This is a genomic window from Streptomyces sp. NPDC097595, from assembly GCF_044761525.1.
In the GTDB taxonomy this organism is placed as follows: domain Bacteria; phylum Actinomycetota; class Actinomycetes; order Streptomycetales; family Streptomycetaceae; genus Streptomyces; species Streptomyces drozdowiczii_A.
In genome coordinates this window covers 374,377-388,248 of record NZ_JBIWCN010000002.1, presented here as the reverse complement: position 1 = coordinate 388,248, position 13,872 = coordinate 374,377, and the positions used below count along the sequence as shown (strand labels likewise).

The 13,872-nt window shown below is 72.4% G+C and carries 15 protein-coding genes; 5 read left to right on the top strand and 10 right to left on the bottom strand.

The annotated features are described in order from the left end of the window. Positions 1–108: 108 nt before the first annotated feature. The 5 genes from ACIQZN_RS04380 to ACIQZN_RS04360 all read right to left on the bottom strand — a co-directional run bounded on the left by ACIQZN_RS04380 (position 109) and on the right by ACIQZN_RS04360 (position 6,377). Entirely contained in the window at positions 109–1,152 is a 1,044-nt protein-coding gene (locus ACIQZN_RS04380; RefSeq protein WP_403988250.1) for a cell division initiation protein, read from the bottom strand. A 110-nt stretch (positions 1,153–1,262) separates the two neighbouring features. Continuing rightward, the gene (gene coaD / locus ACIQZN_RS04375) at positions 1,263–1,742 is read right to left on the bottom strand and encodes a pantetheine-phosphate adenylyltransferase (protein WP_403988451.1); all 480 of its coding nucleotides are present in this window, start codon (positions 1,740–1,742) and stop codon (positions 1,263–1,265) included. A 26-nt stretch (positions 1,743–1,768) separates the two neighbouring features. Then, on the bottom strand, positions 1,769–2,353 hold the full coding sequence (gene rsmD, locus ACIQZN_RS04370; protein WP_403988248.1) for a 16S rRNA (guanine(966)-N(2))-methyltransferase RsmD: 585 nt from the start codon (positions 2,351–2,353) through the stop codon (positions 1,769–1,771). Positions 2,354–2,456: 103 nt separating this feature from the next. Then, positions 2,457–4,676: an ATP-dependent DNA helicase RecG gene (recG, locus tag ACIQZN_RS04365; RefSeq protein WP_403988246.1), complete on the bottom strand. Its 2,220-nt coding sequence runs from the start codon at positions 4,674–4,676 to the stop codon at positions 2,457–2,459. Between the two features lie 63 nt (positions 4,677–4,739). Continuing rightward, positions 4,740–6,377, bottom strand: coding sequence for a DAK2 domain-containing protein (locus tag ACIQZN_RS04360; RefSeq protein ID WP_403988244.1), 1,638 nt, complete (start codon positions 6,375–6,377; stop codon positions 4,740–4,742). Between the two features lie 279 nt (positions 6,378–6,656). On the opposite strand from ACIQZN_RS04360, the gene rpmB reads away from it, so the two are divergent. Then, positions 6,657–6,842, top strand: coding sequence for a 50S ribosomal protein L28 (rpmB, locus tag ACIQZN_RS04355; RefSeq protein ID WP_003965989.1), 186 nt, complete (start codon positions 6,657–6,659; stop codon positions 6,840–6,842). A gap of 98 nt (positions 6,843–6,940) precedes the next feature. Here the strand turns inward: rpmB and thiD are convergent, their stop codons facing one another. Both thiD and ACIQZN_RS04345 read right to left on the bottom strand, forming a co-directional pair. After that, entirely contained in the window at positions 6,941–7,750 is an 810-nt protein-coding gene (gene thiD / locus ACIQZN_RS04350) for a bifunctional hydroxymethylpyrimidine kinase/phosphomethylpyrimidine kinase (RefSeq protein WP_403988241.1), read from the bottom strand. A 9-nt stretch (positions 7,751–7,759) separates the two neighbouring features. Continuing rightward, positions 7,760–8,731: a thiamine-phosphate kinase gene (locus tag ACIQZN_RS04345; protein ID WP_403988239.1), complete on the bottom strand. Its 972-nt coding sequence runs from the start codon at positions 8,729–8,731 to the stop codon at positions 7,760–7,762. A 239-nt stretch (positions 8,732–8,970) separates the two neighbouring features. Here ACIQZN_RS04345 and ACIQZN_RS04340 point away from each other — a divergent pair, with 239 nt between their 5' ends. Both ACIQZN_RS04340 and ACIQZN_RS04335 read left to right on the top strand, forming a co-directional pair. After that, on the top strand, positions 8,971–9,204 hold the full coding sequence (locus tag ACIQZN_RS04340; protein ID WP_018102417.1) for an Lrp/AsnC ligand binding domain-containing protein: 234 nt from the start codon (positions 8,971–8,973) through the stop codon (positions 9,202–9,204). Positions 9,205–9,224: 20 nt separating this feature from the next. Beyond that, on the top strand, positions 9,225–9,710 hold the full coding sequence (locus tag ACIQZN_RS04335) for a DUF3515 domain-containing protein (RefSeq protein WP_403988237.1): 486 nt from the start codon (positions 9,225–9,227) through the stop codon (positions 9,708–9,710). A 57-nt stretch (positions 9,711–9,767) separates the two neighbouring features. Here the strand turns inward: ACIQZN_RS04335 and ACIQZN_RS04330 are convergent, their stop codons facing one another. From ACIQZN_RS04330 to ACIQZN_RS04320, 3 genes are all read right to left on the bottom strand, one after another. After that, positions 9,768–10,925 (bottom strand): D-alanine--D-alanine ligase family protein, encoded by a 1,158-nt coding sequence (locus ACIQZN_RS04330; RefSeq protein WP_403988235.1) that lies wholly within the window; start codon positions 10,923–10,925, stop codon positions 9,768–9,770. Between the two features lie 79 nt (positions 10,926–11,004). Continuing rightward, the gene (locus ACIQZN_RS04325) at positions 11,005–12,015 is read right to left on the bottom strand and encodes an NAD(P)H-dependent glycerol-3-phosphate dehydrogenase (protein WP_403988233.1); all 1,011 of its coding nucleotides are present in this window, start codon (positions 12,013–12,015) and stop codon (positions 11,005–11,007) included. Then, positions 12,012–12,764, bottom strand: coding sequence for a lysophospholipid acyltransferase family protein (locus ACIQZN_RS04320; protein WP_403988231.1), 753 nt, complete (start codon positions 12,762–12,764; stop codon positions 12,012–12,014). The genes ACIQZN_RS04325 and ACIQZN_RS04320 overlap by 4 nt, the downstream gene beginning before the upstream one ends. Positions 12,765–12,926: 162 nt before the next feature. On the opposite strand from ACIQZN_RS04320, the gene cofC reads away from it, so the two are divergent. Next, the gene (gene cofC / locus ACIQZN_RS04315; RefSeq protein WP_403988229.1) at positions 12,927–13,610 is read left to right on the top strand and encodes a 2-phospho-L-lactate guanylyltransferase; all 684 of its coding nucleotides are present in this window, start codon (positions 12,927–12,929) and stop codon (positions 13,608–13,610) included. A 9-nt stretch (positions 13,611–13,619) separates the two neighbouring features. Then, positions 13,620–13,823, top strand: coding sequence for a hypothetical protein (locus ACIQZN_RS04310; RefSeq protein ID WP_018102423.1), 204 nt, complete (start codon positions 13,620–13,622; stop codon positions 13,821–13,823). Positions 13,824–13,872 lie beyond the last annotated feature (49 nt).

The following is a 13,872-nucleotide window of genomic DNA, read 5'->3' as shown; positions in this document are numbered from 1 at the left end:
GGCCCGTCCCGGAGTCGAAGCGGGCAGCCGGGATCGCGGACATACGCGCGACCGAAGAGCCAGGATACTGGACACACCGCCCAGCTCCCAATCCGGGCCCTTCGGCGGTCAGCGCTCCTGTTCGTAGCGGCGCAGCTGCTCCAGGTCGATCATGCTGGTGTCGAAGAGGCTGGTCTCGTCCAGGGCGGCGTCACCCTGCTGCGGAAGGGGCTGCTGGGGCTGCTGCCAGGCGTCGTAGCCCTGCTGCTGCTGGTAGGCCGCGTACGGGTCGGGCTGCTGCTGGTAGCCGTAGACGTCCTGCTGCGCCTGGTACGCGTCCTGCTGCTGGTCCTGGTAGCCGTAGCCCTGCGCGTACTGCGGTTCCGGCTGGGCGTACTGCGGCTCGGCCTGGTGCGGGATCGGGAGCGGCTGCGGGGCCGCGACCTCGGCCAGTCCGGCCCAGTGGTCCTCGTCACTGGTGTGCCCCTGCTCGCCGGCCGCGTCCTGGGCGGCGATGTGCGCGCCCAGCTCGTCGGTGGCGACCCGGCCGTGCAGCTTCTGCCGGCCCCGGCCGACGGCCTCCAGGGTCTTGGCGAGCACCGCCTCGAAGGCGCCGAGCTTGGTGTCCACGTACTCGTCGGCCCGCTGGCGCAGCGTCTCCGGGTCGGCGCTGCGCTCGGGGGCCTCGGCGAAGTCCGGGTCCTCGTAGCCCTGGGCGTCGAAGCCCTGGCCGCGGCCGAGGAGCTTCTCGCGGCCCCGGTCGACGGAGCCGATGGTCTTGGTGAGGACGACCTCGAAGTTGGCGAGCTTGCTGTCGACGTACTCGTCGGCCTCGGCGCGGACCTCGTCGGCCTCCTTGCGGGCCTCGGCGAGGATGCGGTCGGCCTCGGCCTGGGAGCGCCGGGCGATCTCGGTGTCGGAGATCAGGGCGGTGCGCTCGGCGTGGGCGCTCTCGATGATGCGGCCGGCCTCCTGGCGGGCCTGCTCCACCAGCTGCTCGTGGCCGCCGATGACCTCGGCGGCCTGGGCGAGCGAGCCGGGCAGGGCCTCGCGCACCTCTTCGAGCATCGCGAGCAGGTCGGCGCGGTTGACCACGCAGGACGCCGACATGGGCATGGACCGGGCGTTCCCGACCGTCGCGACGATCTCGTCCAGCTTCTTCTGCACGTCCACCGTGTGCTCGCCACTCTCTACTGCCGGTTGGAGACGGACGGGACGACTGTACGGCCAGTCGGCGCCCGCCCGACACCTGCGGTACGTACGGCTGACGTGCTGTCAGTGGCTCAGCGCTGCGGGAGGCGTTCGGTCAGGGCCCGCTGGACGACCGGCGGCAGCAGGTGGGAGACGTCGCCGCCCCAGGCCGCGACCTCCTTGACCAGGGAGGACGACAGGAAGCTGTAGGTGGGGTTGGTCGGCACGAAGAGCGTCTCGACGCCGGAGAGCCCGTTGTTCATCTGGGCCATCTGGAGCTCGTAGTCGAAGTCGCTGACGGCCCGCAGGCCCTTCACGATCGCCGGGATGTCGCGCTGCTTGCAGAAGTCCACGAGCAGGCCGTGGAAGGACTCGACCTCGACGTTGCCGAACTCGGCGGTGACCTCGCGGATGAGCTCGATCCGCTCCTCGACCGTGAACAGGCCCTTCTTGGACTGGTTGATCATCACCGCGACGTGCACGACGTCGTACAGCTTCGAGGCTCGGCCGATGATGTCGAGATGTCCGTTGGTGATGGGGTCGAACGACCCCGGGCATACGGCGCGGCGCAACTTGATTCCCTCGCTCTCCGGTCCGGTCATCGTGCGTCTTCGCACGTGGCGGCGGCGCGACCGTACCAAAGCGTTCCCTCGCCGTAGCGACGGGATCGCAACGGCTCGAACCCCTTGGGCCAGCTGAATTCTCCGCCTCTGGTGCCGCGTTCCACGGTGACGAGTGCGTCGCCCGTGAGCCACCCCTGAGTACGGAGTGTGAGGAGGATCTCGCCAAGATCGTCGTCGGTGACGGCGTACGGCGGATCCAGGAAGACCACGTCGTACGGCTCCGCGGGTGCCGGACCCGTCACGATCTGTTCCGCTTTGCCGCCCCGGACCTCGGCGCCGGGCAGGCCGAGGGTGCGGGCGTTCTCCTTGACGGTGCGCAGGGCCTTGGCGTCGGCCTCCACGAGCAGGGCGTGGGCGGCGCCCCGGGAGAGCGCTTCGAGGCCGACGGCGCCGGAGCCGGCGTAGAGGTCGGCGATCCGGACGCCGTCGAGGGTGCCCAGGAGCGCCTGCCAGGTGGAGAACAGGCCCTCGCGCGCGCGGTCGGATGTGGGCCGGGTGCCGGTGCCGGGCGGGACGGCCAGGCGGCGTCCGCCGGCCACGCCTGCGATCACGCGGGTCATGGGTGACTGGTCCTCGGGTCGGGGCGGCGCGCGGGGTGCCGTGGGCGCCGTACCTCCCACGATATGGCGTCGGGGAGGGCCGGGCTTCCCGGGGCGGCCCGGCTCACCCCTTGTCCAGGTACTCCTCGCGCTCCTTGTCGAGCAGGGCGTCCAGCGCGGTGCGCAGCTCCGGCAGGTGCTCCAGGTCGGGGTCGGCGGCGACGACGGCGACGGCCTCCTGGCGGGCGGCGGCGATGACCTCCTCGTCGTCGATGACGCTGAGGACGCGCAGCGAGGAGCGGACCCCGGACTGGGCCTGGCCGAGCACATCGCCCTCGCGGCGCTCTTCGAGGTCGATACGGGAGAGCTCGAAGCCGTCCAGGGTCGCGGCGACGGCGGAGAGCCGGGCGCGGGCGGGGCTCGCCTCGTGGGCCTCGGTGACCAGCAGGCAGAGTCCGGGGGCGGAGCCGCGTCCGACCCGGCCGCGCAGCTGGTGCAGCTGGGAGACGCCGAAGCGGTCGGCGTCCATGATGACCATCGCGGTGGCGTTGGGGACGTTGACGCCGACCTCGATGACGGTGGTGGCGACCAGGACGTCGACGTCGCCTGCGGCGAAGCGGCGCATGACGTCGTCCTTGTCGTCGGGCTGCATCCTGCCGTGCAGCACCTCGACGCGCAGTCCGTGCAGGGGGCCCTTGGCGAGCTGTTCGGCGATCTCCAGGACGGCGAGCGGCGGGCGCTTGTCGGCGGTGGCGGCCTCCTCCTCGGCCGCCTTCTTCCCCTTCTTCTTGGCGGGGTCGTCCTCGTCGTCGCCGATGCGGGGGCAGACGACGTACGCCTGGTGGCCGTTCTCCACCTCCTCGCGGACCCGTTCCCAGGCGCGGCTGAGGAAGTGCGGCTTGTCCTTGGCGGGGACGACATGGCTGGCGATGGGCGAGCGGCCGGCCGGGAGCTGGTCGAGGACGGAGGTCTCCAGGTCCCCGAAGACGGTCATGGCGACGGTACGGGGAATGGGCGTCGCGGTCATGACGAGGAGGTGGGGCGGCTGCTTGCCCTTGGACCGGAGGGCGTCGCGCTGCTCGACCCCGAAGCGGTGCTGCTCGTCCACGACGACCAGGCCCAGGTCGTGGAACTTGACCTTGTCCTCGATCAGGGCGTGCGTCCCGATGACGACGCCGGCCTCACCGGTGACCAGGTCGAGCAGGGCCTGCCGGCGGGCGGCGGTGCCCATGGACCCGGTGAGCAGGACGACCTTGGTGCCCTGGTCGGCCCCGCCCAGCATGCCGCCCTCGGCGAGCTCCCCCATCATCTCGGTGATCGACCGGTGGTGCTGCTGGGCCAGGACCTCGGTGGGCGCGAGCATGGCGGCCTGGCCGCCCGCGTCGACCACGGCGAGCATGGCGCGCAGGGCCACCATGGTCTTCCCGGAGCCGACCTCGCCCTGGAGGAGGCGGTGCATCGGGTGCTCGGTGGCGAGGTCGTCGAAGATCTCCTTGGAGACCTTCTGCTGGCCGTCGGTGAGGGTGAACGGCAGCTTCGCGTCGAAGGCGTCGAGCAGGCCGCCGGGGACGGGCCTGCGGGCGACGGCGGGGAGCTGGGTGTCGGCGTACCTGCGACGGGCCAGGGCGACCTGGAGGACGAACGCCTCGTCCCACTTCAGCCGGTCCCGGGCCGCCGCCACGTCGGCTTTGGTGGCCGGGCGGTGGATCTTCAGCAGGGCCTCGGGCAGCGAGGTGAATCCGCGGCCCTCGCGCAGGGCCTCGGGGAGCGGGTCGACGGCCTCCTGGGCGCTGGGCAGGACGGCGTCGACCGCCTTGGCGATCCGCCAGGAGTCGAGCTGCTTGCAGGCGGGGTAGATCGGCAGCAGCTTGCCCGCGAAGGCGTCGACGGCCTCGGTCGCCTCGGCGTCGTCCACGGAGGCGGCGTCGAGCAGCTGGTACGTGGGGTGGGCGAGCTGCATCTTGCGGTTGAAGACGGAGACCTTGCCGGCGAACATCGCGCGCCGGCCGGGCAGCAGGTCCTTGTGCGGCTTGTGGACGCCGTGGCCGAAGAAGACGAGCTGGAGGCGGCCGTGGCCGTCGGTGAGGGTGACTTCGAGGCGCTTGCCGCGTCCGCCGTTGAAGGTGAGGACGCGGGCGTCGGCGACCTGGGCGACCACCGTGACGTGCTCGTCCAGCGGGAGGTCGGTCAGCGCCGTGAGCCGGCCGCGCTCCTCGTACCGGCGCGGGTAGTGATGGAGGAGATCACCGACGGTGTGCAGGTCGAGGTGTTCGGCCATCACCTTCGCGGTGGGTCCGCCGAGGAGCTTCTTGAGGGGTTCTTCGAACGCAGACACGCGATCCATTGCACACCACGGCAGTGACAGTTGTCCGTCGGGCGCCGCCCGGGCCCGTCGTCGCGCCGGGTGCTACTCGACGCCGATGAGCAGCGGCGCGCCCTGGTGGCCGCCCCGGTAGGTGGTGGTGTCCACCGCCAGGTGCCCGTCGCGGACGTGCTGTTCCAGGGCTTCGGCCAGCGTGGGCGGGGTGTTCTCGCCCAGGACCAGGGTGACCAGTTCGCCGCCGGCCGCGAGCATCCGGTCCAGCACCTTGCGGGCGGTGCCGGGGACGTCCTGGCCGATGACCGCCACATCGCCGTCGATGAGCCCGAGGACGTCCCCGGCCTGGCAGATGCCCGCCGTGGTCCAGGACTGCCGTTCGGCGACGGCCAGTTCGGCGTAGCGGGTGGCTCCGGCGGCCGAGGTCATCGCGACCACGTCCTCGTCGAAGCTGCGGTCCGGCTCATGGACGGCGAGGGCCGCGATGCCCTGGACGGCGGCCCGGGTCGGGATGACGGCGACCCGGACGCCCTGGGCCCTGGCCTGTTCGGCGGCGGCGGCCGCGGTGTGGCGCAGGTCCGCGTCGTTCGGGAGGAGGACGACCTCGCGGGCGTGGGCGCGGCGGACGGCGTCGGCCAGTTCGCCGCTGGCGGGCGGTTCGCCGGGCCGGGCGAGCACGGTCGTCGCGCCGGCCTCCCGGCAGAGGGCGGCGAGGCCGTCGCCCGGGACGACCACGACGACCGCGCGCCGGGCGGGCTCGGGGCGGGCGTGGGCGCGGTCGGCGGCGAAGTGGGTGATGCGGATGCGGTACGGGCGGCCGGCCTCGACGCCCGCCTCGACGGCGGCGCCTGCGTCGTCCACATGGACGTGGACGTTCCACAGCCCGTCGCCGCCGACCACCACCAGGGAGTCGCCGAGGGCGTCCAGCCGGGCGCGCAGCCGCTCGACGGCCTCGTCGCCCGCTTCCAGGAGGTAGATCACCTCGAAGGCGGGGCCGCCCCCGTCCCCGTCGTCGCCCGCCGGGCACTCCGTGTCCTCGCCGCCCACCGGGACGAACGGGACGGGGGCCTCGTACGGCCGCTCCGGGCCCCGCCCCGAGACGGCTTCGACCAGGGCGCCGAGCAGGGTGACCAGGCCGCGCCCGCCGGCGTCGACCACTCCGGCCCTGGCGAGGGCGGGGAGCTGTCCGGGCGTCGCGTCCAGGGCGGCGCGGGCGCCCTCGTAGGCGGCCCGGGCCACCTCGGCCGTGTCCGCGCCGGGTGCGGCCTGGGCGGCGGCGGCCGCGGCCCGGTCCGCGACGGTGAGGACGGTGCCCTCGACGGGGCGGGCGACGGCCTCGCGGGCCCAGGCTGCGGCCCGGTCGAGGGCGAGGCGCATCCGGTCGCCGCCGGTGCCCTCCGCGAGGACGCCGGCCATGCCGCGCAGGAGCTGGGCGAGGATCGTGCCGGAGTTGCCCCGGGCGCCGATGAGGGCGCCGTGGGCCATGGCCCGTACGGCGTCGGCGGCGGAGGGGACCGAGGTGCCGGTCGCGTGGGCGGCGAAGACCGCTTCGACGGCGGCCGCCGCGGATTCCACGGTCAGGTAGAGGTTGGTGCCGGTGTCCCCGTCGGCGACGGGATAGACGTTGATCGCGTCGATGGCCTCCCGCTCCCGGCCGAGCGCTTCGAGGGCCAGGGAGCACCAGCTCCGTACCGCGACGGCATCCGGTTCGTCGGCGGTCTGCGGCACCTCGGGTCCTCCTCGGACGGGACTCGGAACGGGGGCTCGTGACGGGGGCGGGGCGGCTGGCTGCACCGCAGGTTAGCCCCGGTCGGAGGGTGCGGGCGGTCCGGGGGCGGGGAGGGCGGGGGCGGAAGACATGGTAGTTTCGTATCTCCGGAGCAGGCGTTGTATGCTGCTTCGGTTGCCCGACGAGAGTCGGGACATTCCCCCGGTACCGCCACTTCAGATCTTGAATCCGGCGTGCCGGAATTCACTGTAAGTGCACCTGAAGTTTTGGAGTGACCCGTGGCTGCCAACTGCGACGTTTGTGGCAAGGGGCCGAGCTTCGGCAACAGCATTTCGCACTCGCACCGCCGTACGTCCCGTCGCTGGAACCCCAACATCCAGCGCGTGCGTGCCGTGGTCGGTCGGACGCCGAAGCGGCTCAACGTCTGCACCTCGTGCATCAAGGCCGGCAAGGTCGCGCGCTGACGTTCCCGTCGTAGCGCAGCCCTACCGGTTGCCCGAAAAGCCGGTCCACCTCGGTGGACCGGCTTTTTGCTGTGCCCGTACGGGGCGCGCCTCGCGGGTCAGCCCGCTTCGCGCAGCCGCCAGCCGTGGCGGACCGGGCCGATGCCCGTGCCGAGCGGGAAGCCCGCCTCGATCGCCCCGGTGACGTACGCCTTCGCGGCCCGGACCGCCTCCGGCACCTCGGCGCCCCGTGCCAGGTGGCTCGCGATGGCGGAGGCGAGGGTGCAGCCGGTGCCGTGGGTGTGGCGGTTGTCGTGGCGGGGCGCGCGCAGCCAGTGCTCCTCGCTGCCGTCGGTGAGCAGGTCGACGGGTTCGCCGGGCAGGTGGCCGCCCTTGACCACGACCCAGCGGGGCCCGAAGGCGAGCAGCGCGCCGGCGGCCCGGCGCATCCCGGCCTCGTCGGTGACGGCGATGCCCGTGAGCTGCGCCACCTCGTCCAGGTTGGGGGTCGCCACGGTCGCGACGGGGAGCAGCTTCGTACGGACGGATTCCAGGGCGTCGGCGGCGAGGAGCGGGTCGCCGTGCTTGGAGACGCCGACGGGGTCCACGACGACGGGCGCCGCACTGTCCGCGAGGAGTTCCGCGACGGTCTCCACGAGCGGGGCGGACGCCAGCATCCCGGTCTTGACGGCGTCGACGCCGATGTCGTCGACGACGCTGCGGTACTGGGCGCGGACCGCCTCGGGGGGCAGTTCCCAGGCGCCCTGGACGCCGAGCGAGTTCTGCGCGGTGACGGCGGTGAGCACGCTCATCCCGTGTGTGCCGAGGGCGAGCATCGTCTTGAGGTCGGCCTGGATGCCCGCACCGCCGCCGGAGTCGGATCCGGCGACGGTGAGCACGCGGGGCGGTATGGAGGTGGTGGTCGGCATAGCCGCAATCTACTGGGCGTCCTCGATGTCGGCGAAGTGGTCCCAGCCGTTCTTGCTGGTCCAGGGCGCTCCGTCGACCGTGACCTGGGGCAGTGCCGAGGGGTTGAGGACCTCGCCGATGACCTTCCAGCGGGCCGGGAGCTTCACGTCGGGCGGGAAGGTCGCGACGATGGCGTGGTCCTCGCCGCCGGTGAGCACCCACTGCATGGGGTCGACGCCGACGGCCTGCCCGATGTCCGACATCTGGGACGGCACGTCGATGAGCCCGGACCGCAGGTCGATGCGGACCTTGCTGGCTTCGGCGATGTGTCCGAGGTCGGCGACGAGCCCGTCGCTGACGTCGGTCATGGCGGTGGCGCCGAGCCCGGCCGCCGCGGGGCCCGCGTGGTACGGCGGTTCGGGGCGGCGGTGGGCCTCCACGAAGGCGCGCGGTGAGCGGAAGCCCCGGGAGAGCACGGCGTATCCGGCGGCGGACCAGCCGAGCCAGCCGGTGACGGCGACGACGTCCCCGGGCTGCGCACCGGCCCGGGTGACGGGTTCGTGGTTGCGCAGGTCGCCGAGCGCGGTGATCGAGACGGTGATGAGGTCGCCGCGCACGACGTCCCCGCCGACCACGGCCGCCCCCGCGACCTGGCACTCGTCGCGCAGTCCGTCCATCAGCTCGGCGGCCCAGGTGACCGGGAGTTCGGCCGGGACGACGAGGCCGAGCAGGAGCGCGGTCGGCACGGCGCCCATGGCGGCGATGTCGGCGAGGTTCTGCGCGGCGGCCTTGCGGCCCACGTCGTACGCCGTCGACCAGTCGCGCCGGAAGTGCCGTCCCTCCAGCAGGATGTCCGTACTGGCCACGACCCTGCGGTCGGGGGCGGTCACGACCGCGGCGTCGTCGCCCGGGCCGAGCCGGACCGCCGGAGTGGTGGTGAGCCGGGACGTGAGCTCCTTGATGAGCCCGAACTCCCCCAACTCGCCCACGGTTGCCTTCACCGAGTGTCACCTCTCATCTGTCGGGCCGGAACTCCGGCCTGTCCCCCGTGCGCGCCGCCCCACTCGCGGTCGCGTGCCGTCTCTGCTGTCGGTACTGTCAAGAGTTACGTCAACTTGCGCGTTCTGTACGCCACGCTGAGGACGTCATCCGGCCCGCGGGTCTCCCCGCTCCGCGCGGCGACGCGATAACGTGGCGTCCCTTTCCCCCACATGATCCTCGTGGCCGCCCTGGAGGTTCCGTGGTACAGGCGTACATCCTCATTCAGACCGAGGTGGGCAAGGCGTCGATCGTCGCCGAGACCATCTCCAAGCTCCCGGGAGTCATCCAGGCAGAAGACGTCACCGGTCCCTACGACGTGATCGTGCGCGCCCAGGCCGACACGGTGGACGAGCTCGGGCGCATGGTGGTGGCGCGGGTCCAGCAAGTGGACGGCATCACCCGAACCCTGACCTGCCCGGTCGTTCACCTGTAGCCCCCGTCTACGCTGGGCCGGTGACATCCTCCGGCCGCCGGCTCCTCCGCCCCGTGTTCCTCGGTCCGTCCGCCGCCCTGATGCTGCTGGCGGCGGGCTGTTCCGGGGGCGACGCGACGGCGTCGGTCACGGTGCCCTCCCCGTCCCCGGAAGCCGCAGCCTACTGCCGCGCGCTGGACAAGGAACTGCCGGACACCGTCGGCGGTCTGGAGCGGAACGACCCCGAACCCGCCTCGGTGCTGACCGCCGGGTGGGGGGACGGGGCGATCGTACTGCGCTGCGGTGTGGTGCGCCCCGCGAAGATGGACGACGACCAGTCGAAGGGCATCACCGCGAGCGGCGTCAACTGGATGCTGGAGCAGCGGGAGAACGACGGGCCGCGGCTGACGACGACCCTGCGCAAGACGTACGTCGAGGTGTCGCTCTCGGAGGCGTACGCGCATGACACGACGCCGCTCGCGGCGTTCGCCCCTGCGGTGAGGAAGACGATCCCGAACCGGTTCTAGGGTGTGCGCTCGCGCGGAGCGTCTTGAGCGCACACCCTTCGCCGTGTCCCGGTGTCGTCAGCGCAGTCCGGTCGGCCGGTTCAGCGCGGCCTGGATGAGCCGGTCCACCAGCTGCTGGTAGCTGACGCCGCTCTCCTGCCACATGCGCGGGTACATGGAGATCGGGGTGAAGCCCGGCAGGGTGTTGATCTCGTTGATGACGAAGCCGCCGTCCTCGGTGAGGAAGAAGTCGGCGCGCACCAGGCCCTCGCAGGAGCAGGCGTCGAAGGCCTCGACGGCCAGCCGCTGGACCTCGGCGGTCTGCTCCTCGGTGAGCGGCGCCGGCACGATCCCGGAGGCGGCGTCGATGTACTTGGCCTCGAAGTCGTAGAAGTCATGGGCGGTGACCGGCGGGATCTCGGCCGGGACGCTGGCGCGCGGGCCGTCCTCGAACTCCAGGACGCCGCACTCGATCTCGCGGCCCCTCAGCAGCGACTCGACCAGGAACTTCGGGTCGTGGCGGCGGGCCTCCTCGATGGCCGCGTCGAGTCCGGAGGCGTCCTCGACCTTGGTGATGCCGATGGACGAGCCGGCCCGGGCGGGCTTGATGAAGAGCGGCCAGCCGTGCTCGTCGGCGAAGCCGGTGATGCGCTTGCGGGCGGCGGCCGGGTCGCCCTCCCACTCGCGGGGGCGGACCACCAGGTACGGGCCGACCGGGAGGCCGAAGGAGGTGAAGACACGCTTCATGTACTCCTTGTCCTGGCCGACGGCCGAGGCGAGGACGCCGGCACCCACGTACGGCACACCGGACAGCTCCAGGAGTCCCTGGAGGGTGCCGTCCTCGCCGTACGGGCCGTGCAGGACGGGGAAGACGACATCGACCTCGCCGAGCGCCTTGGGCACCGCGCCGGGCTCGGTGTAGACCACTTCGCGGCTGCCGGGGTCGACGGAGAGCACGACCCCGCCCTCCTCGGACTCGGCGAGCTGCGCCACGTCCGGCATGGTCCGGTCGGCGATGGCCATGCGTTCGGGTTCGTCGGCGGTGAGCGCCCAGCGGCCGTCCGTCGTGATGCCGATCGGCAGGACGTCGTACGCGGTCCGGTCGATGGCGTTCAGGACGGCGCCGGCCGTGACCACCGAAATGCCGTGTTCGGAGCTGCGGCCGCCGAACACGACGGCCACGCGCGGCTTGCGGAGCTGCTGCTCCGGGCTCTGGGGGAGGTTCTCGCTGCTCATATCGCGATGAGCGTACCTGCTGGTACCGGCCGAGTCAGCGCGGCACGGGCCGCCCGGGGCGGGTGGGCCCCGGGTGGCGTCAGTGCCGTTCGGCCTTGGCGCTGCGCGACATGAGCTCCTTGACCGCGACCTTGGGCGACTTGCCTTCGTGGACGATGCCGACGACGGTCTCGGCGATGGGCATCTCGACACCGTGCCGCCGGGCCAGGTCGAGCACCGATTCGCAGGACTTGACGCCCTCGGCGGTCTGCTTGGTCACGGCGATGGTCTCCTCCAGTGTCATGCCGCGACCGAGGTTCATCCCGAAGGTGTGATTGCGCGAGAGCGGCGAGGAACACGTGGCTACCAGGTCGCCCAGGCCCGCCAGGCCGGAGAACGTCAGCGGGTCGGCACCCATGGCCAGGCCGAGTCGAGTGGTCTCGGCAATGCCCCGGGTGATGAGCGAGCCCTTGGCGTTGTCACCGAGGCCCATGCCGTCGGCGATGCCGACGGCGAGACCGATGACGTTCTTTACCGCTCCCCCGAGTTCGCAGCCGACCACGTCGGTGTTGGTGTACGGGCGGAAGTACGGGGTGTGGCAGGCGGCCTGCAGGCGTTTGGCCACCGACTCGTCCTGGCAGGCGACGACGGCCGCCGCGGGAAGACGTTCGGCGATCGGCCTGGCGAGGTTGGGCCCGGTGATGACGGCGATGCGGTCCGGGGACACCTGGGTGACGTCCTCGATGACCTCGCTCATCCGCTTGGCGGTGCCGAGTTCGACGCCCTTCATGAGGGAGACGAGCACCGTCTGCGGTTCCAGGTGCGGGGTCCAGTCGGCGAGGTTGGCGCGCAGGGTCTGGGAGGGCACGACGAGCACCGCGTAGTCGGCGCCGCGCAGCGCCTCGGCCGCGTCCGTGGTGGCCCGGACCGAGGCGGGCAGCTCGATGCCCGGCAGGTACTCGGGGTTGGTACGGGTGGTGTTGATGGCCTCCGCGACCTCGGCCCGGCGGCCCCAGAGCGTCACTTCGCAGCCCGCGTCCGCGAGGACGACGGCGAAGGCGGTACCCCAGGAGCCGGTTCCGAAGACGGCGGCCTTGGCGGGGTGCGTCACGTGAGTCCCTCTCCTTGGGCCTTGCGCCGCTGTTCGGCGCGGGCCTTGCGGTGATCGTAGGGCTCGGCGGGTGCCTGCTGCCCGCGGATCTCCTCCAGCTGCGCGGTGACCGCGCGCATGATCACCTCGGTGGCCTCGCGCAGCACCTCGGGCGTCGGTTCCCGGTCGTAGAACCGGGAGAGGTCGACGGGCGGCCCGGCCTTGACCCGGAGGGTCTTGCGGGGCAGGAGGCGCAGCTTCTTCTCGGTGGCGTACGGCGGCATCGCCTCGTTGGCGCCCCACTGCGCGACCGGGATGACAGGGGCCCGGGTCATCAACGCGACGCGGGCGGCGCCGGTCTTGCCGGCCATCGGCCACATGTCGGGGTCGCGGGTGAGGGTGCCCTCGGGGTAGAAGCAGACGCACTCGCCGCGTTCGATGGCGCCGACGGCGGCCCGGAAGGCGTCCATCGCGTTGGTGGTCTCGCGGTAGACGGGGATCTGGCCGGTGCCGCGCAGCATCGTGCCGATGAAGGCGCCCTTGAAGAGCCCCGCCTTGGCCAGAAAGCGCGGCACGCGGCCGGTGTTGTACTGGAAGTGCCCGTACGAGAGGGGGTCCAGGTACGAGTTGTGGTTGACCGCTGTGATGAATCCGCCGTCGGCCGGAATGTGTTCCGTTCCCCGCCAGTCGCGCTTGAAGAGAACCACCAGCGGCGGTTTCGCGATGACCGCCGCCAGGCGGTACCAGAAGCCGATTCTGCGGCGGGACACTCGGACACCTTTCCTCTGTGAACAAGACCGTGGAGCTGTCTGCTGTCTGACTACCGAGGGTCAAGTCTCGCCCCAGGCCCCTGCTCTGTCGAGAACACCGTACGCCTCGCCCCCGGGGGCGACCCTCCGGGTCGGCGCACCGGCAGGCGAGAATAGGCGGCGATGCGTATCGAGGGAGGGACCGCCACGAACACCGACCCGGCCGGCCGCTGGTCCCTGGTCGTCCCGTTGAAGCCGCTGGCGCGGGCCAAGAGCAGGCTGGCGCCCGCCTCCGGCGCGCTGTTGCGCCCCCGGCTCGCCCTCGCCTTCGCCCGGGACACGGTGGCCGCCGCGCTGTCCTGCCCGGATGTGGCGGATGTGGTGGTCGTCACGGACGACCCGGCGGCGGGGGCGGCGCTGGCCGCGCTCGGCGCCCTGGTCGTGCCCGATTCCCCGGGGGCGGGGCTCAACGCGGCCCTCGCGCACGGTGAGCGGGCGGTCAGGGCGGGCAGGCCGGGGGCGCCGCTGGCCGCGCTCAACGCGGATCTGCCCGCACTGCGCCCGGCGGAATTGTCCCGGGTCCTCGAATTCTCTGCCGCTTTTCCCCGCGCATTTGTTCCCGATGCGGCGGGAATCGGGACGACATTTCTGTCGGCTGCTCCGGGAGTGGAATTGCGGCCGGCTTTCGGTGGCCCGTCGCGGGTGCGCCATCTGGCGTCGGGCGCGGTGGAAATCACGCTGCCGGGGATCGATTCGGTGCGCCGGGACGTGGACACCGGCGAGGACCTGCGGGTGGCGCTGGACCTGGGCGTCGGCCCGTTCACGGCGGGGCGCTGGGCCGCCGGGGCGGTCGCGCGGGACCGATAGTCTGCACCCATGCAGGCGACCTCGTACACGTACGACCCCGAGACGCGGAGCGGCAGTGTGCTGCTCGATGACGGCACCCCGGTGGACTTCGACGCGGCGGCCTTCGACGCGGGCGGCCTGCGGCTGCTGCGGCCGGGACAGCGGGTGCGGATCGAGGGCGAGGGCGAGGGGGCCGGGCTGCGGATCAGCCTGGTGACGCTCCAGACGTTCTGAGCCTTCCGGGTGGGTGCTCCCCGGACAGCCCGCGGGCCGGGCTCCCCGA